The organism is Micromonospora sp. KC207, assembly GCF_004348615.1.
GTDB lineage: Bacteria > Actinomycetota > Actinomycetes > Mycobacteriales > Micromonosporaceae > Micromonospora.
The window spans coordinates 1-22,877 of record NZ_SMKJ01000051.1; the positions used below are offsets into that span (position 1 = coordinate 1).

16 protein-coding genes, 2 pseudogenes and 1 riboswitch are annotated in these 22,877 nt (G+C 72.1%); of the genes and pseudogenes, 10 read left to right on the forward strand and 8 right to left on the reverse strand.

Annotated features, from left to right (window positions below; genetic code table 11):
* Nucleotides 1–833: copper resistance CopC family protein (locus tag E1258_RS09210; RefSeq protein WP_132398690.1), on the reverse strand; the 833-nt coding region annotated here is incomplete at its 3' end.
* 231 nt (nt 834–1,064) lie between these two features.
* On the opposite strand from E1258_RS09210, the gene E1258_RS09215 reads away from it, so the two are divergent.
* The 4 genes from E1258_RS09215 (at nt 1,065) to E1258_RS09230 (ending at nt 5,127) form a co-directional block, all read left to right on the forward strand.
* Nucleotides 1,065–1,667: a copper chaperone PCu(A)C gene (locus E1258_RS09215; protein WP_132398692.1), complete on the forward strand. Its 603-nt coding sequence runs from the start codon at nt 1,065–1,067 to the stop codon at nt 1,665–1,667.
* A gap of 23 nt (nt 1,668–1,690) precedes the next feature.
* Entirely contained in the window at nt 1,691–2,914 is a 1,224-nt protein-coding gene (locus tag E1258_RS09220; protein WP_371688592.1) for a Dyp-type peroxidase, read from the forward strand.
* A gap of 27 nt (nt 2,915–2,941) precedes the next feature.
* Complete coding sequence (locus E1258_RS09225; RefSeq protein ID WP_132398696.1) at nt 2,942–3,514, forward strand: copper resistance CopC family protein; 573 nt, start codon at nt 2,942–2,944, stop codon at nt 3,512–3,514.
* Between the two features lie 149 nt (nt 3,515–3,663).
* Nucleotides 3,664–5,127: a PepSY-associated TM helix domain-containing protein gene (locus tag E1258_RS09230; protein ID WP_371688591.1), complete on the forward strand. Its 1,464-nt coding sequence runs from the start codon at nt 3,664–3,666 to the stop codon at nt 5,125–5,127.
* 65 nt (nt 5,128–5,192) lie between these two features.
* Here E1258_RS09230 and E1258_RS09235 read toward each other — a convergent pair whose 3' ends face one another.
* On the reverse strand, nt 5,193–6,755 hold the full coding sequence (locus E1258_RS09235; protein ID WP_132398698.1) for an aminotransferase class I/II-fold pyridoxal phosphate-dependent enzyme: 1,563 nt from the start codon (nt 6,753–6,755) through the stop codon (nt 5,193–5,195).
* A gap of 23 nt (nt 6,756–6,778) precedes the next feature.
* Entirely contained in the window at nt 6,779–8,101 is a 1,323-nt protein-coding gene (locus tag E1258_RS09240) for an NAD(P)/FAD-dependent oxidoreductase (RefSeq protein ID WP_132398700.1), read from the reverse strand.
* A gap of 297 nt (nt 8,102–8,398) precedes the next feature.
* Here E1258_RS09240 and E1258_RS09245 point away from each other — a divergent pair, with 297 nt between their 5' ends.
* Both E1258_RS09245 and E1258_RS35760 read left to right on the forward strand, forming a co-directional pair.
* The gene (locus tag E1258_RS09245) at nt 8,399–8,950 is read left to right on the forward strand and encodes a DUF4334 domain-containing protein (RefSeq protein ID WP_243715294.1); all 552 of its coding nucleotides are present in this window, start codon (nt 8,399–8,401) and stop codon (nt 8,948–8,950) included.
* A 253-nt stretch (nt 8,951–9,203) separates the two neighbouring features.
* On the forward strand, nt 9,204–9,401 hold the full coding sequence (locus tag E1258_RS35760) for a glycosyltransferase (protein WP_132398732.1): 198 nt from the start codon (nt 9,204–9,206) through the stop codon (nt 9,399–9,401).
* Between the two features lie 52 nt (nt 9,402–9,453).
* On the opposite strand, the gene E1258_RS09255 is transcribed toward E1258_RS35760, so the two are convergent.
* Nucleotides 9,454–10,050 carry a hypothetical protein gene (locus tag E1258_RS09255; RefSeq protein ID WP_207919484.1) on the reverse strand — a complete coding sequence of 199 codons (597 nt, stop codon included), beginning with the start codon at nt 10,048–10,050 and terminating at the stop codon, nt 9,454–9,456.
* Between the two features lie 397 nt (nt 10,051–10,447).
* Nucleotides 10,448–11,135, reverse strand: a pseudogene (locus E1258_RS09260) (helix-turn-helix domain-containing protein); the annotation flags it as partial.
* 147 nt (nt 11,136–11,282) lie between these two features.
* On the opposite strand from E1258_RS09260, the pseudogene E1258_RS34525 reads away from it, so the two are divergent.
* Nucleotides 11,283–11,624: pseudogene (locus E1258_RS34525) on the forward strand (hypothetical protein).
* Between the two features lie 14 nt (nt 11,625–11,638).
* Here E1258_RS34525 and E1258_RS09270 read toward each other — a convergent pair.
* On the reverse strand, nt 11,639–12,835 hold the full coding sequence (locus E1258_RS09270) for a CdaR family transcriptional regulator (RefSeq protein ID WP_132398704.1): 1,197 nt from the start codon (nt 12,833–12,835) through the stop codon (nt 11,639–11,641).
* Nucleotides 12,836–12,978: 143 nt separating this feature from the next.
* On the opposite strand from E1258_RS09270, the gene E1258_RS09275 reads away from it, so the two are divergent.
* Together E1258_RS09275 and E1258_RS09280 are read left to right on the forward strand one after the other, a co-directional pair.
* Nucleotides 12,979–15,282, forward strand: a complete 2,304-nt coding sequence (locus tag E1258_RS09275) for an aminotransferase class III-fold pyridoxal phosphate-dependent enzyme (RefSeq protein WP_132398706.1) — start codon at nt 12,979–12,981, stop codon at nt 15,280–15,282.
* A gap of 4 nt (nt 15,283–15,286) precedes the next feature.
* Nucleotides 15,287–16,876, forward strand: coding sequence for an FGGY-family carbohydrate kinase (locus tag E1258_RS09280; RefSeq protein ID WP_132398708.1), 1,590 nt, complete (start codon nt 15,287–15,289; stop codon nt 16,874–16,876).
* 66 nt (nt 16,877–16,942) lie between these two features.
* Here E1258_RS09280 and E1258_RS09285 read toward each other — a convergent pair whose 3' ends face one another.
* The gene (locus E1258_RS09285) at nt 16,943–17,812 is read right to left on the reverse strand and encodes an LLM class F420-dependent oxidoreductase (protein ID WP_132398710.1); all 870 of its coding nucleotides are present in this window, start codon (nt 17,810–17,812) and stop codon (nt 16,943–16,945) included.
* 100 nt (nt 17,813–17,912) lie between these two features.
* A riboswitch (S-adenosyl-L-homocysteine riboswitch) is annotated at nt 17,913–17,990 on the forward strand.
* A gap of 16 nt (nt 17,991–18,006) precedes the next feature.
* Here E1258_RS09285 and metH point away from each other — a divergent pair.
* On the forward strand, nt 18,007–21,609 hold the full coding sequence (gene metH, locus E1258_RS09290; protein ID WP_132398712.1) for a methionine synthase: 3,603 nt from the start codon (nt 18,007–18,009) through the stop codon (nt 21,607–21,609).
* Between the two features lie 44 nt (nt 21,610–21,653).
* On the opposite strand, the gene E1258_RS09295 is transcribed toward metH, so the two are convergent.
* On the reverse strand, nt 21,654–22,679 hold the full coding sequence (locus tag E1258_RS09295) for a serine hydrolase (protein WP_132398714.1): 1,026 nt from the start codon (nt 22,677–22,679) through the stop codon (nt 21,654–21,656).
* Nucleotides 22,680–22,877 lie beyond the last annotated feature (198 nt).

The following is a 22,877-nucleotide window of genomic DNA, read 5'->3' on the forward strand; positions in this document are numbered from 1 at the left end:
GCCGAGGCACGCGCCACCCGACCGGCGGGGCGGCGGCGCGTCCACGGCCAGCGGGGTACCGACATCGGCCTGCCCACCCCAGCGGCGGTGCGGCGACGCCACCCCACAACGCCGGCCACCCCCGCCGCGACCGCTGCCGCTGCCGCCACACCGAGCCACCCCGGCCAACCACTGCCCTCCTCGCCTTCCGGGGCCGTTCCGGGAGCGGCCACGCCGGGCGAGGCCGGCGACGCGGCCGGCGCGGCCGACCCGACCGGGGACTGGGGCGAGCCGTGCCCGGATGTCGCGTGCCGCTCGGCTGCCGCGACCAGCGACGGGTCCGGCCGGGTGGTCGGCGGACGCCATCCCTGCGGCGCCGTTGTGACCCGCCCGGCGTACCGGAAGCTCATCGTGCCCCGCACCGGCTCGCCGTCCGAGGCCACCGACAGGTAGCTGACCGTGTACTGCCCCACGGCCGGCAGGTGCGCGAGCGTCACCACCGCCGGGAACCCGGTGGCGTACTCGCGCGGCTCGAACTTCCCGTCGACGAGAACGTACTCCCGCACCGGCTCGTCCAGGGGCGCTGGCGATCCGTGCGTCCAGCCGTGGTCGACTCGACCGCCGCCCGGCGCGGTGACCGCGAAGTAAGCGTTGTCGGCGACCCGCTCGGTGAAGTAGAGCTCCACGGCCGCCAACGGCTCGGTGACCGTGGAGCCCGCCGCCGGCGTGGACATGGCCAGGGTGCCGTGCGCCGCAGCGGGCGGGGCTGCCCCGAGGGCGGCGACCGCCGAGGCGAGGACGACTGCGAGCAGACCCGAGACGCAGCGGCCGGGGGCCGGAGGGGGACGACGCATCGGATCATCCTCGCGGCGGGCGAACTTCGGTCAACCCTCGTCAAACTTTTTACGCAGATGGCAGAAGTTTCACTCCCCCTCGGCATCGATCCGCACCGGTCGATGGGTGAACCCGCCATGGTCCACCGAAGCGACCCCATCCCGTGAGTGGCGTGGGTCACCGGCAGGCACGGAACTCCACACCCCGTGACGCCGACCACCCTCGTGACATCGAGCCTCGAAGGGGATCCCATGCCCGGCCTCACCTCGCCCCGCCGACACCGGCGCACGGCAGTCCTACTCACCGCAGCCCTTGCGGCGGCCGCCGCCGGCTGCGGCTCGTCGGGCAGCACGTCCACGGCCGCACCGACGCCTTCACCGTCGGTGTCGGCGAGCGCCGCCGCCTCGGTGCTGACCGTACGCGACCCGTGGGTGAAGGCCGCGGACAAGGGCATGACCGCGGCGTTCGGCACCCTGGTCAACGACGGGGACGCGGACGTGACCATCACCGGCGCGGCCACCGACGTGTCGCCGATGGAGCTGCACGAGATGGCCGTGAAGGACGGCAGGATGGTCATGCAGGCAAAGCTGGGCGGCATCGTGGTCAGGGCGAAGAGCAGCCACGTGCTGGAGCCCGGCGGTGAGCACCTGATGCTGATGAACCTCAGGCAGCCGGTGAGAGCCGGCGACGAGCTCTCCTTCACGCTCACCTTCGCCGACGGCAGGACGCAGATGTTCACCGCCGTGGCCAAGCCGTTCACCGGCGCGCAGGAGAGCTACGCCCCCGGCCACGGCGTGACCCCGATGTCGGGCATGAGCGGCACGCCGCGGGCGGCCACGAGCCCCGCCGCATGACCGGCACCACCACCGGCCGCCCGGTGCGCAGGCGCGCCCTGCTCACCGGCGGAGCCCTGGCCGCCGGGGGCACGCTCGCCGCCGCCACCGCGATCACCGACGCCCGTTGCGAGGACACCGACGTACGCTCCGGGGACACCGACGTACGGTCCGCCGGGACGGTCCCGGCGACCGAGGTCGGCAGCGCTGTCGTGCCGTTCAATGGCGCGCGCCAGGCGGGCGTGGACACCGAACCGCAGGCACACGCGTCGTTCGTGGCGCTCACCCTCGCGCCGGGCACCGGCCGCGACGGCCTGGGCCGGCTGCTGCGGCTGCTCACCGACGACGCCGCCCGCCTCACCCAGGGCCGACCGGCCCTCGCGGACACCGAACCCGAACTCGGCCTGCTGCCCGCGCGGCTGACCGTCACCTTCGGCTTCGGTCCGGGCCTCTACCGGGCCGCCGGCCTCGACGACCGACGGCCGACGTCGGTGGCGGAGTTGCCGGCCTTCCGCGTCGACCGCCTGCGGCCCCGCTGGTGCGGTGGAGACCTGCTGTTGCAGATCTGCGCCGACGACCCCGTCACGGTGGCCCACGCCCAGCGGGTCCTGGTCAAGGACAGCCGGCCGTTCGCGACGGTGGCATGGGTGCAGCAGGGCTTCCGCCGGGCGGCGGGCGCGGAACCGGGACGTACCCAGCGCAACCTGTTCGGCCAACTGGACGGCACTGCCAACCCTCAACCCGGCGGGCCACTGGAAAAGGCCGTGTGGGTGCCCGACGGGCCGGCGTGGCTGCGGGACAGCACCACCCTGGTCGTGCGACGCATCAGCATGAACCTGGAGACCTGGGACCTGCTCGGCCGTGCCGACCGGGAACTGGCCGTCGGCCGCCGGCTCGACACCGGCGCTCCGTTGACCGGGACCGCCGAACACGACGAGCCCGACTTCGCCGCCCTCGACGCCGACGGGCTCACCGTCATCCCCGACTTCTCCCACCTGACCCGCGCCCGGGTCACCGACGACCGGCTGCGGATCCTGCGCCGCCCGTACAACTACGACGGCGTGCCGGCCGCCGACGGCACCGCCGACAGCGGCCTGATCTTCGCCTCGTACCAGGCGGACATCGTCACGCAGTTCCTGCCCATCCAACGCCGCCTCGCCGAGCGGGACCTGCTCAACGAGTGGACCACCCCGATCGGCTCCGCCGTGTTCGCCGTCCCGCCCGGGTGTCCGGACAGCGGCTGGGTCGGCGAACAACTGCTCGCCTGACCGGCACCGACCAGGAGAGGGAACCGCATGCGCAGCCCGGTCCGCCGCCACCGCGTCGTGGGACCCGCCGTCGCCCTGACCACCCTGGTGGCCCTGCTCGCACCCGCCGCGCCGGCCGCCGCCCACAACAGCCTGACGGCGGCCACCCCCGCCGCCGAAGCTCGGCTGGCCACGCCGCCGTCCGAGATTTCGGTGAGGTTCCTGCAGAAGCTCGACCCGGAGCTCACCACCATCGTGCTCAGTGACGCCGCCCGGCGGGTGGTGCCCACCGGCGTACCGGTCGTCACCGGGTCCCGGGCGACCGTCACCGTCGCCGAGCCCCTGCCCGACGGCGCCTACACGGTGGCCTACCGGATCGTGTCCACCGACGGGCATCCCGTGCAGGGCTCGTACCGGTTCACCGTCGCCGGCCCCGCCGCCGCGACGACCCCGGCGCTCGCCGCGCCCAGCACGCCGATCCCGACCACCGGGGTTGCCGGCGCGGCGGCACATCCCGGTCGCGGCGGGGGGCCGGGCCCGCTCGCCGTGGCGGCCGGCAGCGTCCTGGTCGCCGCCGCGCTCGTCGTCGTGGCCGCGCTGCGCCGACGGCGTACCCGCTAGCCGCGTCGGTCGCCGCGAAGCTAGGAACTTCACCGGCTCCGCACCCGACTACCCCACCGGATGGGCCCTACGGCACCGGTGCGACAGGACCCACCCGCTGTCGTAGGGGAACAGTCCTACCGGGAAACGATCCCGGCTACTCCGATCGGATGAGTATGTCCATCACCGAATTGCACGGCGAGTCGACGCCGGAGCCACGCACCCCGGCCGCCGCGCCGGACCCGTCGGCACGCCGCACCCCGGCGTGGGCCGCGCTGCTGCTCCGCCTGCACTTCTACGCTGGTGTCCTCGTCGCACCGTTCCTGCTCGTCGCCGCCCTGACCGGCCTGGCGTACACCGTCAGCCCGCAACTGGACCGGGTCCTCTACGGCGACCTGCTCACCGCCGCCCCGGGCGGCCCAGCGAAGCCCCTCGCCGAGCAGGTCGCCGCCGCCCGGGCCGCCCACCCCGACGGCACCATCGCCTCCGTGCAGCCGGGCACGGACGGGCACACCACCCGGGTGGAGTTCGCCCAGCCCGGCCTCGGCGACCGGCAGCACACCGTCTACGTCGACCCCCACACCGGGCGGGTCGAGGGGCAGCTCACCACCTGGTTCGATTCCACCCCCGTCACCACCTGGCTGGACGACCTGCACCGCAACCTGCATCTCGGCGACCTCGGCCGCCACTACTCCGAGATCGCCGCGAGCTGGCTGTGGGTCCTCGTGCTCGGCGGCATCATCCTGTGGTTGCGCCGCCGCGGAGCCACCCGTACCCGGACGAGGCACCTGCTCGTGCCGGACCTGTCCGCCCGCAGGGGGGTGCGGCGCACCCGGGCCTGGCACGCCACCACCGGGGTCTGGCTCGCCGTCGGCCTGCTCTTCCTCTCCGCGACCGGCCTGACCTGGTCCCGCTACGCCGGGGGGAACTTCGGCACAGCGCTCGACGCGCTGCGCGCCGGCACTCCCGAGATCTCCACCAGCCTCACCGGCGCGCCCCCGCCGGGCGGCGGGGAACACCAGCACGGCGGCACCTCCGCCACGGCGGCGGACCCCGCGACGTTCGACCGGGTGCTGACCACCGCCACCGACGCCGGTCTGACCGGCCCGGTGCGGATCACCCCCGCCGAGGAGCCCGGCAGCGCGTGGACCGTCGCCCAGACCGACAACACCTGGCCCGTGGCCCGGGACCGGATCGCCGTCGACCCGGTCGCCGGCACCGTGACCGCCCGCAGCGACTTCGCCGACTGGCCGCTACTCGCCCAGCTCAGCAGCCTCGGCGTCCAGGCGCACATGGGCCTGCTCTTCGGCCCGGTCAACCAGGTCCTGCTCGCCGCGGTCGCCCTCGGCCTGCTGTGCGTCACCGTCTGGGGCTACCGGATGTGGTGGCAACGCCGCCCCACCCGGACCGGCCGCCGCGCCGTCGTCGGCACTGCGCCCGTACGGGGTGGGCTGCGCGGCCTGCCGGCGTGGGCGCTGCTGCCCGCTCTCGTGGTGACCGTAGCCGTCGGGTGGGCGCTGCCCTGGTTCGGCGGCCCCCTGCTCGCCTTCGTCGTCATCGACGTCGGCCTCGGGGCGCTGGCCAGGCGCCGCCGCCGGGACGTCCCGGTCTCGCCCGCCCCCGTTGGCAACTGACCGGCCGCCGACCCAGCCGGTACTGGGCGTCGGGCCAGCACCGGCCCGACGCCCCGCACCGGCGGCTACCGGGCGGCGCTGCCGAACGCGCTGGACAGGTACGCCCGGGAGTCCGCGATCGCACCGTCGATGATGCGGGCCGCCTCCCGGGCCTCCTCGGGCCGGTGACCGGCCTGCACCTGGAGCCGGAACCTCGACGACCCGGTCGGCGTGACCGGGAACTCCACCATGAACGCGAGCACCCCCCGGTCGAACAGCAGCCGGTTCGCGGTGCGGGCGAGCTTCTCGTTGCCGATCAGCAGCGGCACGATCGGCGACGGCTCCCCCATGCAGGTCAGCCCCCGGCCGGTCAGCTCGTCGCGCAGCGCGTGGATCGCGGTGAACAGCCGGGCGCGCAGCACGTCCCCCTCTGGGGACCGGATGATCCGGGCGGCCTCCCGGACCACGGCGGTCTGCACCGGGGAGAGCGCGTTGGAGAAGAAATGGGAACCGCTGAACATCTTGACGTACTGCTTCAACGCGGGCGAGTTCGACGCCACGAAGCCGCCGTTGGAGCAGAACGTCTTCGAGAAGGCCCCCATGACGACGTCGACCTCGCCGAGGAGGTTCTGCATCCCCAGCACGCCCGTGCCGCCCGGCCCCATCGAGCCCAGGTCGTGCGCCACGTCGACCAGCAGCGTGGCGTCGTGCTCCCGGCAGACCCGCTGGAGGGTCACCAGGTCCGGCCAGTCGGCGTCGACCGAGAACAGGCCGTCGGTGACGACGAGGATGCCGTTGCGGCTGTCGTGCGACCGGATCTCGGTCAGGTGCTGCCGGACGGCCTCGACGTTGAGGTGCTCGTAGCGGACCACGTTGCGGGTCGCCGCCCGGGCGCCCTGCTGGAGGCAGGAGTGCGCGAGCCGGTCGATGACGACATGGTCGGACTGGCGGACCAGCCCGACCACGGCCCCGAACCCCGCCGCCCAGCCGGTCGGGAAGAGCGTGACGTGGTCGAGCCCCACCAGGTCGCCGAGGGCCGCCTCCAGGTCCTCGGAGATCCGGGTGTTGCCGAGCACCATCGGCGAGCCGGCGCTGTGCGGGCCGTAGTCGCGCATCGCGCGGGCCGCCGCCTCCCGGATCGCCGGGTGGGTGTTGAACGACAGGTAGTCCTGCGAGTTGAAGTTTATGCCCCGGGTCCGCTTGCCCAGGTCGTTGGTGATCTGGGCGATGCTGTCCGGTGCCGCCTCCAGCACCCGGGAGTACTGCCAGGTCTCCGTGCGGCGGCGGGCCTGCACCCAGTCGTAGAAGTCCTCGGTGCGGGCGAGCAGGTTCCGGCCGGCGGGGCGGTAGAAGTCGTACGCGTTCTTGTCCAGCGCGTACTCCTCGTCCGGGTCGACGGGGTTACGCAGGTGGGCCGGCTCCCACATCTCGGTCAGGTCCGCGACGACCCGGGCGAACTCGCCGTCGGCCGCCGACGCGTCGAGCGTCGCGAGGTCGTCCCAGGGGATGTGGGTGGCCCAGTTGCGGGTCATCTCGGAGACCTCGGCGGCGGTACGCGCCATGGCCTCGACGTCCCCGCGTCGGGCGGCGTCCAGGATGGCCTCGATCAGCTCGCCGTCGTCGCGTTGGTGCAGGTCGGTAATGGTCATGATGTCAGCTCCCTGGTTCGGCATCAGGCGAAGAGGTTCTGCTGGTACATGCGCGACGTCGCGGCGAAGTCGTCGAAGACCGGGTAGCCGGCGGACGACTCCCTGGCGGCGTCGTTGAGCAGGAAGAGGTTGGACGCCTGGAAGAACTCCGAGACCGGCGCGACGTCGGCGTGCGTGGCGATGAACCGGTCGGTCTCCTCCTGGTTGCCACGCAACGCGACGAACAGTTGCAACTCGTCGTGCCGGTACGGCCGCATCTCGGCGAACGTGCACACGTAGTCGTAGTAGGCGGCGGCGTTCTGGCTGCGGCGGCGCCCCTCGTAAGCGGCCATCGCCTCGTCGAACGACGCCTCGCCCGCCAGCCACCGGTGCAGGGCGGCGCTGGCCAGCTCCGCGTCGCGGAACGCGTGGGTCATGCCGATCGCGGTGCACTGGTCCTTGGCGGACTCGGCGTCGCCGACGAGCACCCAGCCGGGCCCGTGCAGCGGCCGGAGGAACCCCGACTGGTCCAAAGTTCCGTAGATCCGCTCCTCCCGGGTCCCCTGGGTGCGGACCAACTCGCCCAGCTCGGGGCTGACGAAGTCCAGCGCCCGCTGGACGTTGCCGGCCACGTCGGCGCGGAACTCCCGGGACCACTCGCTCGGCCCCCAGACCAGGACCATGTTCTGCCCGAAGTTGGTCGGCACCACCGCGCAGCCGAGCCGGCCACGCCGGTGGATCTGCCCCCGGCCGGGGTCGAAGCCGGACCAGTAGCTCCAGTAGGCGAACGTGCACCGGGGGCGCTCGTCGAACCGGGGCAGGCCGAGGGTGCGCGCGACGAACGAGTTGCGGCCGTCGGCACCGACGACGATCCGGGCCCGTTCCTCGAACTCCTCGCCGCCGGCCGCGCGTCCCCGGACGCCGACGACCCGGCCTTCGGAGGTGATCAGCTCGCGTACGGTGCACTGGGTGCGGACCTCGGCGCCGGCCTTGGCCGCCGCCTCGACGAGGATCTGGTCCAGCAGGCGGCGGCGGACCGAGGCGTAGCTCTGCACCACGCCCGAGTCGTCGCCGTGCAGGTCCCGGAAGTACTCACGCAGCAGCTCCGTGGGCACCGAGCCGCTCAGCGGGATGCCGTCGTTGACGATGTCGATGACCGTGTGCGTGGGGGTCACGTCGGTGACCTGGTCCAGCAGGCCCCAACGGTTGAGGTAGGACATTCCGTGCGGCCACAGGAAATGCGTCGAGATGACGTCGCTGGGGAACGACGAGCGGTCCACCACGAGTACGCGGTGGCCCTGCCGGGCGAGCAGCAGGGCGGTTGCGGCACCCGCGCAGCGACCACCGACGACTATCGCGTCGTACATGATTCGTATCCTTCGAACGAGGGTCCGGCGACCCCGTCGGGGAAGAAAACCTTCGGTGCGGTGGTCGAGCGATACCGCGGAATGACGCCACGAAGGTCCACGACCCGGCGGGAAACAAACCGCCAAAGTACACAGTGGACGGACAAGACGCGGCGCAAGGTCGAGGTTGTTGCACCGCGGACTTTCCGCTCCGTCGATAGCGGCGCCCGGTCGATGTCACCGGTGTCCGCCGCCTGGCCCGATCCGGGCGTAACGTCGATGGCACCGGGTCGATCACGCGATCAAGGAGATGCGACCATGTCGAACGCGGCAGAGCCGGCGGCCATCCTGCCGGCCCCGGGGAACCTGGAGACCGCCCTCGCCTGCTTCGACGGGCTCCCGCCGGTCACCGTCGAGGAGATGCTGGGCCCCTGGCGGGGCAGCGGCTTCGCGACGGGCCACCCACTCGACGGCCTGCTGGAGCACTACGGCTGGCACGGCAAGCGATTCGACAGCCCCGACGAGGTGCACCCGCTGGTCTTCTCCGCCGGCAGAAGACTGGTCAGCGTCAACCCGGCGCTGATGCCGACGGGGTTGCTGGTGCGCCCGCCCGGCGTGGTGCGGACGCCACTGGCCGCACGGGCATTCGCCCTGGCCCGGACGCTGCTGACCACGACCCGCCCAACGGCGCGGCTACGGATGACCGAGTACCGGGGCGTGGTGTCGGCGACGATGTGCTACGACCGGCTGCCCATCCACGACGTGTTCCGCCGGGTCGACGAGCGCACGCTCCTCGGCGTCATGGACCTGCGCGGGTCCGACCGGCCGTTCGTGTTCGTGCTGACCCGAGACGAGGACCGCCGGATTTAAACTCCTTCCGGCGCCGGAGCTGCCGACAGCAGCATGGCCGGAAGAGGGCAACCGTCGGCAGCCGAACGCAGAGGCCGCTCGAGGTCACGAACCCGGGCGGACCCCGCCGGACGGAGCGCCTAGAGCTTAAAGGCGACGGTCACTCGCCGGTTTCGCAGGCGGTGCCGCCCCGACACCGTGCCCCCGCAACTGAAACTCGTCGCCCGCCTCGGTTGGGAATGCGGCTTCCCCATCAACGGCGCGCGCGCCCGACATCGCCACCCTCGGCCACCTCAGCAACGAACGCCTGGCGCAGCACTTCGCCACCTGCACCCCGTTCGTATGGCCGTCGTTCCACGAAGGCTTCGGGCTGCCCGTCCATGAGGCGCTGGCCGCAGGCGCACCCGTACTGGCAGCCGACACCCCGGTCAACCGCGAGATCGCCGGTGGCCTGGTCACCCCGATCTTTTAGTCCCAGGGGTCACGTCAGCGGACGCAGTTCCGGCACGGCACACGGTCGAAGCTCACAGGCCATCGGTGCAATCCGACACCGGCTCCACGCCTATCCGCCGCTTAGCGCTCACTCCTCGGCTCTCCACTATAATTTCTTCAGCCTTGCGCGCCTCCGAGTCCCAGCCCGGGCCGCCCCGGAGTTCCTGCTCGGCTCGATCAAACTCGCTCTTCGACCACTTGCCGAAAGGGTCAAAGAACTCGAGCATGGGTCGCGTGGGCAGCACCTCGGCGCTGGAGGTGGTTATGTCCGGTAGGAGTTCCGAGTCATCGACAGTAATCGTCGCGATAGAGCATGGCGGCACGTCGCCTATTTGGATAAATCCCCACTGGTAATCGCGGCGCTCTGGCACTATTCGGACACCCGAAATCGGCACCGTCGACCTGTTCTGAATCTTGAACACATAATTCCCCGGCCTCCACCATGCGACTCTTGAGGCGTATCGCTCCAGGTAACGCCGCTCCTCAAGCTCAAGACTGTTGCCAAGCTTCCCATTCAGCTCACGCTGATCGGAGAATGCCTTTTCCGCGACGTGCAGCGCCAGTCCGGCAATGAGCAAAGCAAGCGCCGCAGCAATGGCTTGCACCAGGCCCACAGTCACCTGCATCACATCCGCCCATCTCCGCAGGGGCCGTGACGGCACCTCGCCCTCCGCCGACGATGTGGAGTCTAAGGAAGCCGGGACTAGCAGCCCACTCGGATCCCGGACCCATTGACCCATCAGAACAACCCACTCCCGAGTCGAGAATCGGTTACGATAGTAGTCGAAGCTTTCGAGATACTTGTACGTCTTGACGACTTGTCGACACTGAGCTGGTCCAGGGGGACCTGCAAGAACAACGGTGTAACTGCTGACAAGCAAGGAGACACCTCTGATGACGGTCATGACGGACACTGCCGCAGTGCGAATCGCCGTCGATCACAGCCAACCGGGCAGACATGGCCCTGATTTACCCCCCGACGGGGGCCGTGTTGGGTGCTCGTCGTCTGGGCGGCGGCCCGAGCAGTGCGCCCAGGAGGCGTTGCCTTCGACCGGTGGAATGGTCGTACCGGCCGTCGGTGAGCAGCGGGGTCACCTCCTGGTGAAGGTAGCGGGCGACGGTGTCGCGGGCGTGCCCGCCGCCGTACTGGTTGTCCAACCGGCGGTAGGTCGCGGTCATCGCGCGGATGGTGTCAATCTCCGGTTGACCGACGATGCCGCGTCCGGGCCGGGTCGGGGGCGGTGAACCAGCGCAGCGCCGGCAGGGTGTAGCCGGCGGAACTGAAGGCCACCTACCGGAGTACGTCTCGACGGTTCACGTCACCTCGCCAAAGCTTTGCGGCACTGCGTACGTCGTCGCGCCAGGTCCGGTTGGTCGGCGGCTCGCTGGGCCGACCGGGGGTGAGCCGGCCGGGGTCGGCCGGCGGTGCGGCCTGTCGGGGTGCCAGACCCATCGTGGTCCGCGCCTGGTCGGGCATCCGGCAGCCGTCGGCGATCCGCTCGAGGACGTCGATGGAGGTGACCTTGCGTCCGGCCATGATCCGGCTGACGTAGCCCTGTTCCAGCCCGACGGCGGCCCCGATCCGGCTCTGACTCGCCCCGGTGAGCCGGGTGATCCACCGGAACAACCCGCCGATGTCGCGGGCAGCCAGGACGCTCAGCACCTCGCCGTGCGACCACGCATCCTCCGGTATCCGCAGCGGATCGAGCAGCACGGCAGCTCCCAGCGTCGCGTTCCGACTACTCAAGGTGTTCAGGGCGACAGCCTAGAGCGACCATTCGCGCTGGTCGAGCCGCCCCATGTCACCGTGACATGGCCGCTGGCCATGGAACCGCCCGCCGACGGACGGGATGGTCGGCGCATGTCCTTCGACGTCAACAACCCGCCCGTGGAACCGCCCGCCGAGTGTTTAGCACCGCCTGCTGTGGCGACTGGCCCGCGCCCTCTGGGAGGCCCCACCGACCCGACAGCTTCGGCTTCTGCGTGGTCGCCGGCTGCTGGCACACCAACCAACGCGACCCCTGCCGGCCAGCCCGACTCGCCCGGCAGGGAATGCGAACCGCCTGCGGCCAAACCACCCCCCGCCTCGCCACCCTGGATCGCCGTCCCCCGCGAGCGCCTCGCGGCCGGGGACATCGACCCCGTCGACGCCGTCGCCGAAGCCCTCTGGCACCGCCGCCACACCCCCAGATCAGGGCGGTGACCGGTGGGAGCCCTCTACGCCTCGGCGGCGCGGGCGGGCTCCCCGGCCCGGCGGTCGGTGCGGCCGGCCAGCACGAGGAGCAGCTCGAACCGGGCAACGGGGTCGTCCAGGTCGTCGCCGTACAGCTCGCGCAGGCGCTTGACCCGGTAGCTGACGGTCTGCGGGTGCACGAACAGCTCCGTGGCCACCTCGGCGCGCGAGCCCCAGTGCCGCAGCCAGCTGTACAGGGTGACCAGCAGGCTCTCCCGCTGCGCCGGGCGCAGGTGCGCCAGGGGCGCCAGCCGGCGGGTGGTGAGCACCGCCAGCGCGCCGGTCTCCCCGCCCAGGGTCAGCGCGATCAGGTGGTCGTCGACGAAGACCGGCCCCGGGTCGGTCCCGGCCAGCCCGGCGGTCAGCTCGGCGAGCCGGACCGCCGCCGGGGTCTGGGCCCAGCCCAGCGTGGGCCCCACCACCGCGCCGCGCCCCGCCAGGTCCTCGGCGAGCTGCGGGCGGGCGGCGCGGGGACCGGCCCGCAGCAGCAGCACGGCGTCGCGTCCGCGTTCGACCACGAGGCCGTCCGCGCCGTAGCGGAACCGGGCGTCGCGGGCCTGCTCCAGTGGCAGCACGACGGGCACCACCTCGTCCGGGCGCGGCCAGCCGATCCGCGCGGCGGCGGTTTCGACGGCGGCGGGCAGGCCGTCTCCGCGCAGCAGCAGCTCGGCGAGCTGCCGTCGCCGCCGATCGCCCTCCCCGGCCTGCTCGCGCAACTGGAGGGCGTAGCCGTCGGTGCTCGCGGCGGCCAGCTCGTCGACGTACGCGATGATCGCGTCGGAGAGATCGATCAACTCCCCGGTGTCGACGGGGCGCAGCCGGGCCAGCGACTCCGACGCGGTGCGCAGCATCAGCCGCGCCGCCGTGCGCAGCGCGGCCAGCAGCGCCTCGGGCCCACGGTCCTCGCGTGCCTCGCCGGCGCCGAGCGCGACGAACACCTCCCGGACGCGCGTCGGCAGGGCGGGCTCGTCGGTGCCGACGAGGTCGAGGAAGCGGTCGAACGCGACCTGCACGGCAGTGCGCACGTCCCGGGCGAACTTGGCGTCGGAGATGGCGGCGAAGGCGGGCGTGGCCTCGGTGACGGCGGCGGCGACCGCCCCGACGGTGGCGGGCAGCTGGGAGCGCATCGCGGTGGCCAGGTCGGCGGGGAGCCGCTGCCAGGGGGTCGGGGACGCGGTCATGCCGCGATTTTGTCACGCCGTGATAAGCGGAAGCCCGATTCTCGTGTACGGCGAGACGGTGCTCCGCGTCCGTCTCCCGGCGACGATGGACCTCGACGGGCATCCCCGTCGATCAGCCGTTGGCCCGGACCGAGGAGAGCGCCGTGGAGCACCACACGTCCCGCCAGCACGTCGTCGACATGTGCCGCACCATGCTCGCGCGCGGCTACCTCAAGGCGACGGAGGGCAACGTGTCGGTCCGCGTCCCCGGCCGGGAGCTGTACGCGGTGACCCCCAGCAACTACGACTACGACCGGATGCGCGTCGAGGACGTCTGCATCGTCGACTTCGCCGGCAAGCACGTGCCCGACGACTCCGGTACGGGTCTCGCGCCGTCGATCGAGTGCGGGATGCACGCCAACATCTACCGGCAGCGGCCGGACGTCAACGCGATCGTGCACACCCACCAGCCGTACGCCTCGGCGCTGGCCTTCCTCCGCAGGCCCATCCCGGCGCTGACCGACGAGCAGGTGCGCTTCCTCGGCAAGCGGGTCGCCATCATCGACTACGCCCCGTCGGGCACCGACTTCCTGGCCCGCAAAGTGCAGAAGAAGGTCGCCGGCGGGGACAACGCCTTCATCATCGCCAACCACGGGATCGTGGCCCTGGGCACCGACCCCGACCGGGCGGTGTTCAACATGGCGCTGCTGGAGAAAGTCTCGATCGCCTACCTGATGGCGCTGACAACCGAGACCGGGAAGGTCTACACCATCCCGACCGCGATCCGCGAGATCGCCTTCGGCAAGCTGCGCGCCGACGAGAAGCGGATCGCCGCCCAGATCACCGAGGCGGTGCCGCCGCTGCGGGTACCCGTCGACGAGGAGCTGCCCAGCGCCGACGCGGCGGCCACCGCACTGGCCACCACCCGCCCGGACACCGCCGCGGACGAGGACGGCACCGCCGCGACGGGAACGGACGCCGCCGCCGTCGACAGCAGCGGCCCCGGCGGCGAGGCCGCCCGGCTCGGCTACGCCATCAGCGACTATCCCGATGTCGACGACGTGATGCGCCGCCTGCGGGCGCTGATCGCCCAGCCTGTCCGCGGGCTGCGCCACGACGCGATGCTCGACGTGCTCAACTACTACGACACCAAGTGCCGGGCGAGCCGGGAGATCACCGACCGCGCGAAGCGGCGCATCCCCGGCGGCGTGCAGCACAACCTCGCCTTCAACTACCCGTTCCCGCTGGCCATCGAGCGGGCCGACGGCGCGCACCTGGTCGACCGCGACGGCAACACCTACATCGACTTCCTCCAGGCCGGCGGCCCGACGATCCTGGGCAGCAACTACGGGCCGGTCAACGAGCGGGTCGCGGAGGTGGTCCGGGCGTCCGGGCCGGTGACCGGGCTGTTCCACGAGTACGAGCTCAAGCTCGCCGAGATCATCCACCGGTACCTGCCGCACGTGGAGATGTACCGGTCGCTCGGCTCGGGCACCGAGGCGGTGATGGCCGCGGTGCGCGGGGCGCGCGCGTTCACCGGCAAGAAGATGGTGATCAAGGTCGGCGGCGCGTACCACGGGTGGTCCGACACGATGGTGTACGGGCTGCGGGTGCCCGGCACGTACCGGATGAACGCCAAGGGCATCCCCTTCGGCGCGACCAGCCGCACCCGCGAGGCGTTCCCGCACGACCTGGGGCAGTTGCGGCGCAAGCTGATCGAGAACCGGCTGCGGGGCGGCACGGCCGCCGTCGTGGTCGAGCCCGTCGGCCCGGAGTCCGGCACCCGACCAGTGCCACGCGACTTCAACGCCAGGGTACGCCAGCTCTGCGACGAGTTCGGCGCGCTGCTGATCTTCGACGAGGTCGTCACCGGCTTCCGCCTCGGCCTGGGCGGGGCGGCCGGCTACTTCGGCGTGACCCCCGACCTGACCGTGTTGGGCAAGGCCGTCTCCGGCGGGTACCCGATGGCCGGCGGCGTCGGCGGTCGCGCCGACGTGATGGCGGTCTTCGGCTCCGGCCTGGACGGCAAGAGCGGCGCGCACATCCAGGTCGGCGGGACGCTGTCGGCGAACCCGCTGTCCTGTGCGGCCGGTTACTTCGCCATCGAGGAGATGGCCCGCACGAACGCGCCGGTGATCGCCGGGCGGGCCGGCGACCGGCTCACCCGGGGCCTGCAACGGCTCATCGACCGCTACGGCCTGCCCTACGTCGCCTACAACCAGGGCTCGATCGTGCATCTGGAGTGCAGCGGCGTCATGCTGCTGGACATGCGCCACCCGGTGAAGCTGCTCAAGGAGAACAGGGCCCGCAAGCGGCTGATGGAGCAGATGGGCGCGGCGTACGCTGCCCACGGCATCATCACCCTGGCCGGCTCGCGGATGTACACCTCGATGGCCGACACCGACGAGGTCATCGACGACGCGCTCGCCCGCTTCGACCAGGTGTTCGCGCTGGTCGAAGGGGTCTGATCCGGTGGCAGCAACGGCACCGCAGGTCCTCGCGATCGACCTGGGCACCTCCGCGATGAAGGCCGCCCTCGTCGCCGCCGACGGCACCGTCACCGGCTGGGCCGAGCGGGCCGTGCCGCTGCGGGTGCTGCCCGGCGGCGGCGCCGAGCAGGACCCGCGCGCCTGGTGGGACGCCCTCGGGCAGGTCGCCGCCGACCTGGGCCGCGCCCACCCCGACCACCTGCGGGCGGTCACCGTCGTGTGCGCCTCCACGCAGGGCGAGGGGACCATCGCCGTCGACGCCGCCGGCGAGCCGCTGACCCCGTGCATCAGCTGGCTGGACATGCGCGGCGCGGCGAACCTGCGCCGCCAGTTCCGCGGCTTCCCCGCGTACCAGGGGTTGTCGGTGCGCCGCGTCGCGCGCTGGCTGCGCCTCACCGGCGGAATGCCGTCGCCCACCGGCAAGGACCCGGCGGCGCACATGCTGCTGATCCGCGACGAGATGCCGGAGGTCTACGCGCGCACCGCGTCGTTCCTCAACGTGCTCGACTGGATCAACCTGAAGCTGACCGGGCGGACGGTGGCGACCGTCGACTCGATTCTCACCTCGTGGGTGACCGACAACCGCCGGCCGGGCGACGTCCGCTACTGCCCCGCCCTGGTCGCCGACTGCGGCATCGACCGGGACAAGCTGCCGCCGATCGTCGCCTGCACCGAGGTGATCGGCACGCTGTCCCCGGCCGCCGCCGCGCACCTGGGCCTGCCGGAGTCGGTGCGGGTGGTGGCCGGTGCCATCGACAACACCGCCGCCGCGATCGGCGCTGGCACGACCGGCGACAACGCGCCGCACCTGTACCTCGGCACCTCGTCGTGGATCGCGGCCCACGTCCCGGCGAAGAAGACCGACGTGGTCGCCGGGATCGCGGCGGTGCCGTGCGCCGTGCCCGACCGGTACCTGATGACCGCGTTGCAGGCCACGGCCGGGGCCAACCTGACCTGGCTGCGCGACAAGGTCGTGGAGTACGACGATCCGCTGCTCGGCGCCGGGCACGTCAGCCGCGACGAGGGCACGATCTTCGACGCGTTCGACATGATCATTCCGACGGTGCCGCCGGGCGCCAACGGGGTGCTCTACACCCCGTGGCTCTACGGCGAACGCGCCCCGGTCGACGACTCGAACCTACGCGGGGCTTTCCTCAACATCTCGCTGGACACCAACCGCTCCGACCTGCTGCGCGCGGTCTTCGAGGGCGTCGCGCTCAACACCCGCTGGCTGTTTCGGGCGGTCGACCGGTTCCTCGGCGCGCCGGTCACCTCGCTGGCGATCACCGGCGGCGGGGCGCTGTCGGACTCGTGGTGCCAGATCTTCGCCGACGTGCTCGGTGTCGAGATCCGGCGCGACGCGAACCCCCTCGCGGTCAACGCCCGGGGCGCGGGCTGGATCGGCGCGGTCGGCACCGGGATGGTCACCTTCGCCGACATTCCCGGCCTGATGCGCAGCGACCGGGTCTTCGCGCCGACGCCGGCCCACCGGGCGACCTACGACGAGATCTTCGACGTCTACCGCCAGTTGCACCGGCGACTGGCCCCCGTGTACCGGCAGCTCAACCGCTAGACCGCCCGCGCCGGCCGCCCGCGCACCGGGGCTTCGGGCCGGTGCGCGAGCGGTCGGTCGGGCCGGTCAGGATAGGTCGGCGAGCCTCGGCAGCACCTCGTCGGCGATCCGTTGGGTGAACTCCACCGGGTGCCGGTCCGGCATGACCTGCACCTCGGTCACCCCGAGCGCGGCGTACGCGGCCACGTCGGCGACGAACGCGTCGACGTCGACCAGCGCCGGCCGCATGACGAGCGCCGTCTTGGTGATGGTGTCGTAGTCCCGGCCCTCGGCGGCGCAGTGGCCGCGCAGCACGTCCAGCTTGCGGGCCACCTCGTCGGGGCTGGTGCCGAACAGGTTGCACGCGTCGGCGTAGCGGGCGACCAACAGCAGCGTCCTACGCTCGCCCCCGCCGCCGATCATGATCGGCGGGTGCGGGCGGCGCGGGGGCTGCGGCGAGTTCAGCGTCTCGGCGAGCCGGTAGTGCCGGCCCTCGAAGGGCCCGTCGTTCTCGCTCCACATCTGCTGGCAGATCCGCAGCGTCTCCTCCAGCCGCTCGAACCGCTCGGTTACTGGGACGACCGGCACGCCCAGCCCGCGCTGCTCCCGCTCGTACCAGGACGCGCCGATGCCGAGGCGGGCCCGGCCGCCGGAGAGCACGTCCAGCGTGGTCACGATCTTGGCCAGCAGCCCCGGGTACCGGTACATCACGCCGGTGACCAGCACACCCAACGTCATCCGCCGGGTCAGCGCCGCGACGTACCCCAGGGTGGTGTACGCCTCCAGCATCGGCTCCTCGGCCGGGGCCTGCGCCTCCATCTGGAAGTAGTGGTCCATCACCGTGAACGACGCGAACCCCGCCTGTTCGGCGAGGGTGGCGGTCTCGGCCAGGGTCGGCGCGATCGCCGCCGGGTCGGCCGGGGTCGAGAACGTCCAGTAGTGCAGCCCGAGTTCCATCTTCACGCACCTCCGCGTCGAGCCTAGTGTCGACCGGGCCGTCGCACTTGCTGGGAACGGTTCGGCGGGGCCGGGTCACCATCCGGTAGTCTCCGGTTACCAGGCCGAGAGGCGCTGCGACGGGCCCGGCCCGCCACGCTCGACCTGGGAGCATGCGAACCAAGGGCGCCTCCGAGACATCGGGGGTGGTCGCTATGAGTTCGTCCGTCGACAGGTCAGACGCGGTTCCGGCGCTGCGGCGGCTGCTGGGCGAGCGCATCGCGGTGCTCGACGGCGCCTGGGGCACGATGTTGCAGGGCGCGCGGCTCTCCCCCGCCGACTACCGGGGCGACCTGATCGGCGACGACCACCCCTGCGACGTCACCGGCGATCCCGACCTGCTCAACCTGACCCGCCCCGACCTGATCCTGGACGTGCACCGGCAGTACCTGGCGGCGGGTGCCGACATCACCACGACCAACACGTTCACCGCCACGAGCATCGGTCAGGCCGACTACGGCCTGGAGGCGCTGGCGCGGGACATGAACGTGCGCGGCGCCCAGCTCGCCCGCCAGGCCGCGGACGAGGCGGGCGGGCGGTTCGTCGCCGGCTCCATCGGCCCGCTCAACGTCACCCTGTCGCTGTCGCCGCGGGTGGAGGACCCCGCGTACCGGGCGGTCACGTTCGACGACGTCAAAGACGCGTACGCGGAACAGATGGCGGCGCTGGCCGAGGGCGGGGTCGACCTGCTGCTGGTGGAGACGGTCTTCGACACGCTCAACGCGAAGGCGGCGATCGCCGCGGCCCGCGAGGCGGCGCCCCGGTTGCCCCTGTGGATCTCCGTCACGGTGGTGGACCTGAGCGGCCGTACGCTGTCGGGCCAGACCGTGGAGGCGTTCTGGCGCTCGATCGCGCACGCCGAACCGCTGGTCGTCGGCGTGAACTGCGCGCTCGGCGCGGCGGAGATGCGCCCGCACGTGGCGGAGCTCTCCCGACTGGCCGGCAGCTACGTCGCCGCGCATCCCAACGCGGGGCTGCCCAACGCGTTCGGCGGCTACGACCAGACGCCCGAGGAGATCGGCGCGCTGCTCGGCGAGTTCGCCGGCGACGGCCTGGTCAACATCGTCGGCGGTTGCTGCGGGACGACCCCGCCGCACATCGCCGGGATCGCCGCGGCGGTCCGGGGCGTCGCGCCGCGACCGGTCGCCCGGGAGGTGCCGGCGACCCGGTTCAGCGGCCTGGAGCCGTTCACGATCGGTCCCGACACCGGGTTCGTGATGATCGGCGAGCGGACGAACGTGACCGGCTCGGCGAGGTTCCGCCGGCTCGTCGAGGCCGACGACTACCAGGCCGCGGTCGACGTGGCGGTGGAGCAGGTGCGCGGCGGTGCGAACCTGCTGGACGTCAACATGGACGCCGACCTGCTCGACAGCGAGCGGGCGATGGTCACGTTCCTGAACCTGATCGCCACCGAGCCCGAGGTGGCCCGGATCCCGATCATGATCGACAGTTCCCGGTGGAGTGTGCTCGAAGCCGGCCTCAAGTGCGTGCAGGGCAAGGGCGTGGTCAACTCGATCAGCCTGAAGGAGGGCGAGGAGCCGTTCCTCGCCCAGGCCCGGGCGATCCGCGGTTACGGCGCGGGCGTGGTGGTCATGGCGTTCGACGAGCAGGGCCAGGCCGACATCAGCGAGCGCAAGGTCCAGATCTGCGGGCGGGCGTACGACCTGCTGGTGGGCGAGGCCGGCTTCGCCCCCGAGGACATCATCTTCGACCCGAACGTGCTGGCCGTGGCCACCGGCATGGCCGAGCACAACGGCTACGCGAAGGAGTTCATCGACGCCCTGCCGCTGATCAAGGCCCGCTGCCCTGGCGCGCGCACCAGCGGCGGGATCTCGAACCTGTCGTTCGCGTTCCGCGGCAACGACGTGGTACGCGAGGCGATGCACTCGGCGTTCCTGTTCCACGCCGTGCGGGCCGGGCTGGACATGGGCATCGTCAACGCCGGCCAGCTCAGCGTCTACGAGAACATCCCGGCGGACCTGCTCGAACTGGTCGAGGACGTCATTTTCGACCGCCGACCCGACGCCACCGACCGGCTGGTCGCGTTCGCGTCCACAGTCACCGGTTCCGGGACCAAGCGGGAGGTCGACCTGTCCTGGCGTGCCGCCCCGGTCGCCGAGCGGCTCAAGCACGCGCTGGTGCACGGCATCGTCGACCACGTCGAGGCCGACACCGAGGAGGCCCGCCTGCTGCTGGACCGCCCCCTCGACGTCATCGAGGGCCCGCTGATGGACGGCATGAAGGTCGTCGGCGACCTGTTCGGCGCGGGGAAGATGTTCCTGCCGCAGGTGGTCAAGAGCGCCCGGGTGATGAAGCGGTCGGTCGCCTACCTGGAGCCGTACATGAGCAAGGAGCGGGCCGCCGGGCAGGGCCAGGGCAAGGTCGTCCTCGCCACCGTCAAGGGCGACGTGCACGACATCGGCAAGAACATCGTCGGCGTCGTCCTCGGCTGCAACAACTACGAGGTCGTCGACCTCGGCGTGATGGTGCCGACCGCGCGGATCCTGGACACCGCGGTGGCCGAGGGCGCCGATGCGATCGGCCTGTCCGGGCTGATCACCCCGTCGCTGGACGAGATGGTCGCCGTCGCCACCGAGATGCAGCGCCGGGGGCTGCGGATGCCGCTGCTCATCGGCGGGGCGACCACATCCCGGCAGCACACGGCGGTGCGCATCGCCCCCGCGTACGAGGGGCCCACGGTGCACGTGCTCGACGCGTCCCGGGTCGTCGGCGTGGTCTCCGACCTGCTCGACGCCGGCCGCGCGCAGACCCTCGACACTGCGAACCGGGCCGAGCAGGAGCGGCTGCGCGCGCAGCACGCCAACCGGCACGCCCAACCGTTGCTCACCCTCGCCCAGGCCCGCGCCAACCGCGAGCGGGTCGACTTCGCCGACCTGCCGGTGCCCGCGTTCACAGGCGTGCGCACCGTCGAGCCGTCCCTCGCCGAGCTGCGCGAGATGATCGACTGGCAGTTCCTGTTCCTGGCGTGGGGGCTCAAGGGCAAGTTCCCGGCGATCCTCGACCAGCCCGTCGCCCGCGAGCTCTACGACGACGCCAACACCCTGCTCGACGCGATCATCGCCGACGGGTCGCTGCGTGCCCGGGGCACGTACGGCTTCTGGACGGCCCACGCCGAGGGCGACGACATCGTCCTCGACGACGCCGGAGCGCGCCTGCCGATGCTGCGCCAGCAGACCGCCAAGCCCGCCGGCCGCGCCAACCGCTGCCTGGCCGACTACGTGGCGCCGGCCGGCGACCACCTTGGCGGCTTCGCGGTCGCCGTGCACGGCGCCGAGGAACTGGCCGCCCGGTACGAGGCCGAGCACGACGACTACCGCGCGATCATGGTCAAGGCGCTGGCCGACCGGCTCGCCGAGGCGTTCGCCGAGCACCTGCACCTGCGGGCCCGCCGCGACTGGTTCGAGCCCGACGCCGCCCCGGCGCTGGAGGATCTGCACGCCGAGCGGTTCCGGGGCATCCGTCCCGCGCTGGGCTACCCGGCCAGCCCGGACCACAGCGAGAAGCGCGACCTGTTCGACCTGCTCGGCGCGGAGACGCTCGGCATCGGCCTGACGGAGTCGTACGCGATGACGCCTGCGGCCAGCGTCAGCGGCCTGATTTTCGCGCATCCGGACTCGCGGTACTTCACCGTCGGGCGCATCGGCCGCGACCAGGCCGAGGACTACGCGGCCCGCCGCCGCGTCGCCCTCGCCGAGGTCGAACGCTGGCTGCGACCGAACCTCGCCTACGAGCCCTGACCGGCGGGCCGGGCCCGCTGGCGGCGGGCCCGGCGGCCGATGGGTCAGCCGCCGTCGACCGGGCGGAACGGCGCGACGTGGTGCCGGGAGCGGGTCGTGCGGTTGGTGGTCGTGGCGATCGCGTCGAACATGGTCCGGCCGAGGACCGCGTGCGCCTGCACCGCCGGATGGGTCGACCCGTAGTTGTCCAGGTGGCCCAGGGAGTCGGCGAACAGCGCGTACGTCAGGGTGGGTGCCCCGGCGGCGTCGAACATGATGCCGGCCTCGTGCCGGGCGGCGCCGAGGTCGTCGAAGTCGGCGCCGTACTTGGTGGCGACCCGGCTGCGCTCGGCCGACGACATGGTGCGCCGGATCCCGTCGTGGTAGCCGTTGATCCAGCGGAGGATGCCGAGGAGGAAGTTGGCCGACCGGGGGGTCAGGATGGTCTTGTTGGCCAGCCGCCACAGCAGGTCGTGCGTCTCGCGCGGCGTGGTGACGCCGAGGTAGAACCGGTTCGGGTTGGCGACCGGCTCGACGCGGGTGTGGGTGAACCCCTTCGCGGCGAGGATGTCGTTGATCTCCAGCGCCGGCACCACCCGGCCGCACATCCGCACCGCCGTGTTGTCGGAGACGAGCAGCATCGCGGTGAGGAAGTTGGCCACTGTGACCTCGTCGCCCCAGACGGTCTGTAGAAAGTAGATGCCGGTGCCGCCGAGGATGATGTCCGCGTTCAGGTCGAGGCGCTGGTCCAGCCGGAGCTGCCCGCGATCGATCTTGTCCATGACGGCGACGGCGACGGCGAGCTTCTGCACGCTGTAGCCGTGCGTGACGCGGTCGGCGTCGTCCGCCACGACGGTTTCGAGCGCTCCGGCCCCGTCGACCATCGCGATGTGGGCGTGCCACACACCGCCGGCCTTGGCCTTCTGCTCCAGGTAGGTCCGCCGGATCGCCTCGGCGCATCCGCCGGTGCGGACCTGCGTGGCCGCCGGCGGTGTCCTGCCCTCGGCGGCGGCGGCCTCACCGGTGGCGGCGAGCGCCGCCGCTGCCGCGCCCATTCCGATGGCGGCCCGACGAGTGACGTTCTTGGTCATGTAACCCTCCCCATGGTCGCCGACGATCGTTGCAGACATGTCCTTGCGGTGATGTCCCGGACAAGCCGGGGCGGTCCCGGCGGGTCCGGGTCCCCGGGGCAGTGTGGCCGCCCCCGTGACCTTGCGCGGCGGGCGGTCGGCGCGACAAAAGCCCAGGTCCGGAGTGGTGGGCTGAGTGGTCGATGCCGTTACGAGAAC

Excerpts from the sequence above, each read along its gene's own strand:
- E1258_RS09215 (WP_132398692.1), top strand. The coding sequence starts at position 1,065 with ATGCCCGGCCTCACCTCGCCCCGCCGACACCGGCGCACGGCAGTCCTA.
- E1258_RS09225 (WP_132398696.1), top strand. The coding sequence starts at position 2,942 with ATGCGCAGCCCGGTCCGCCGCCACCGCGTCGTGGGACCCGCCGTCGCC.
- E1258_RS09230 (WP_371688591.1), top strand. The coding sequence starts at position 3,664 with ATGAGTATGTCCATCACCGAATTGCACGGCGAGTCGACGCCGGAGCCA.
- E1258_RS09235 (WP_132398698.1), bottom strand. The coding sequence starts at position 6,755 with ATGACCATTACCGACCTGCACCAACGCGACGACGGCGAGCTGATCGAG.
- E1258_RS09240 (WP_132398700.1), bottom strand. The coding sequence starts at position 8,101 with ATGTACGACGCGATAGTCGTCGGTGGTCGCTGCGCGGGTGCCGCAACC.
- E1258_RS09245 (WP_243715294.1), top strand. The coding sequence starts at position 8,399 with ATGTCGAACGCGGCAGAGCCGGCGGCCATCCTGCCGGCCCCGGGGAAC.
- E1258_RS09270 (WP_132398704.1), bottom strand. The coding sequence starts at position 12,835 with ATGACCGCGTCCCCGACCCCCTGGCAGCGGCTCCCCGCCGACCTGGCC.
- E1258_RS09285 (WP_132398710.1), bottom strand. The coding sequence starts at position 17,812 with ATGGAACTCGGGCTGCACTACTGGACGTTCTCGACCCCGGCCGACCCG.
- metH (WP_132398712.1), top strand. The coding sequence starts at position 18,007 with ATGAGTTCGTCCGTCGACAGGTCAGACGCGGTTCCGGCGCTGCGGCGG.
- E1258_RS09295 (WP_132398714.1), bottom strand. The coding sequence starts at position 22,679 with ATGACCAAGAACGTCACTCGTCGGGCCGCCATCGGAATGGGCGCGGCA.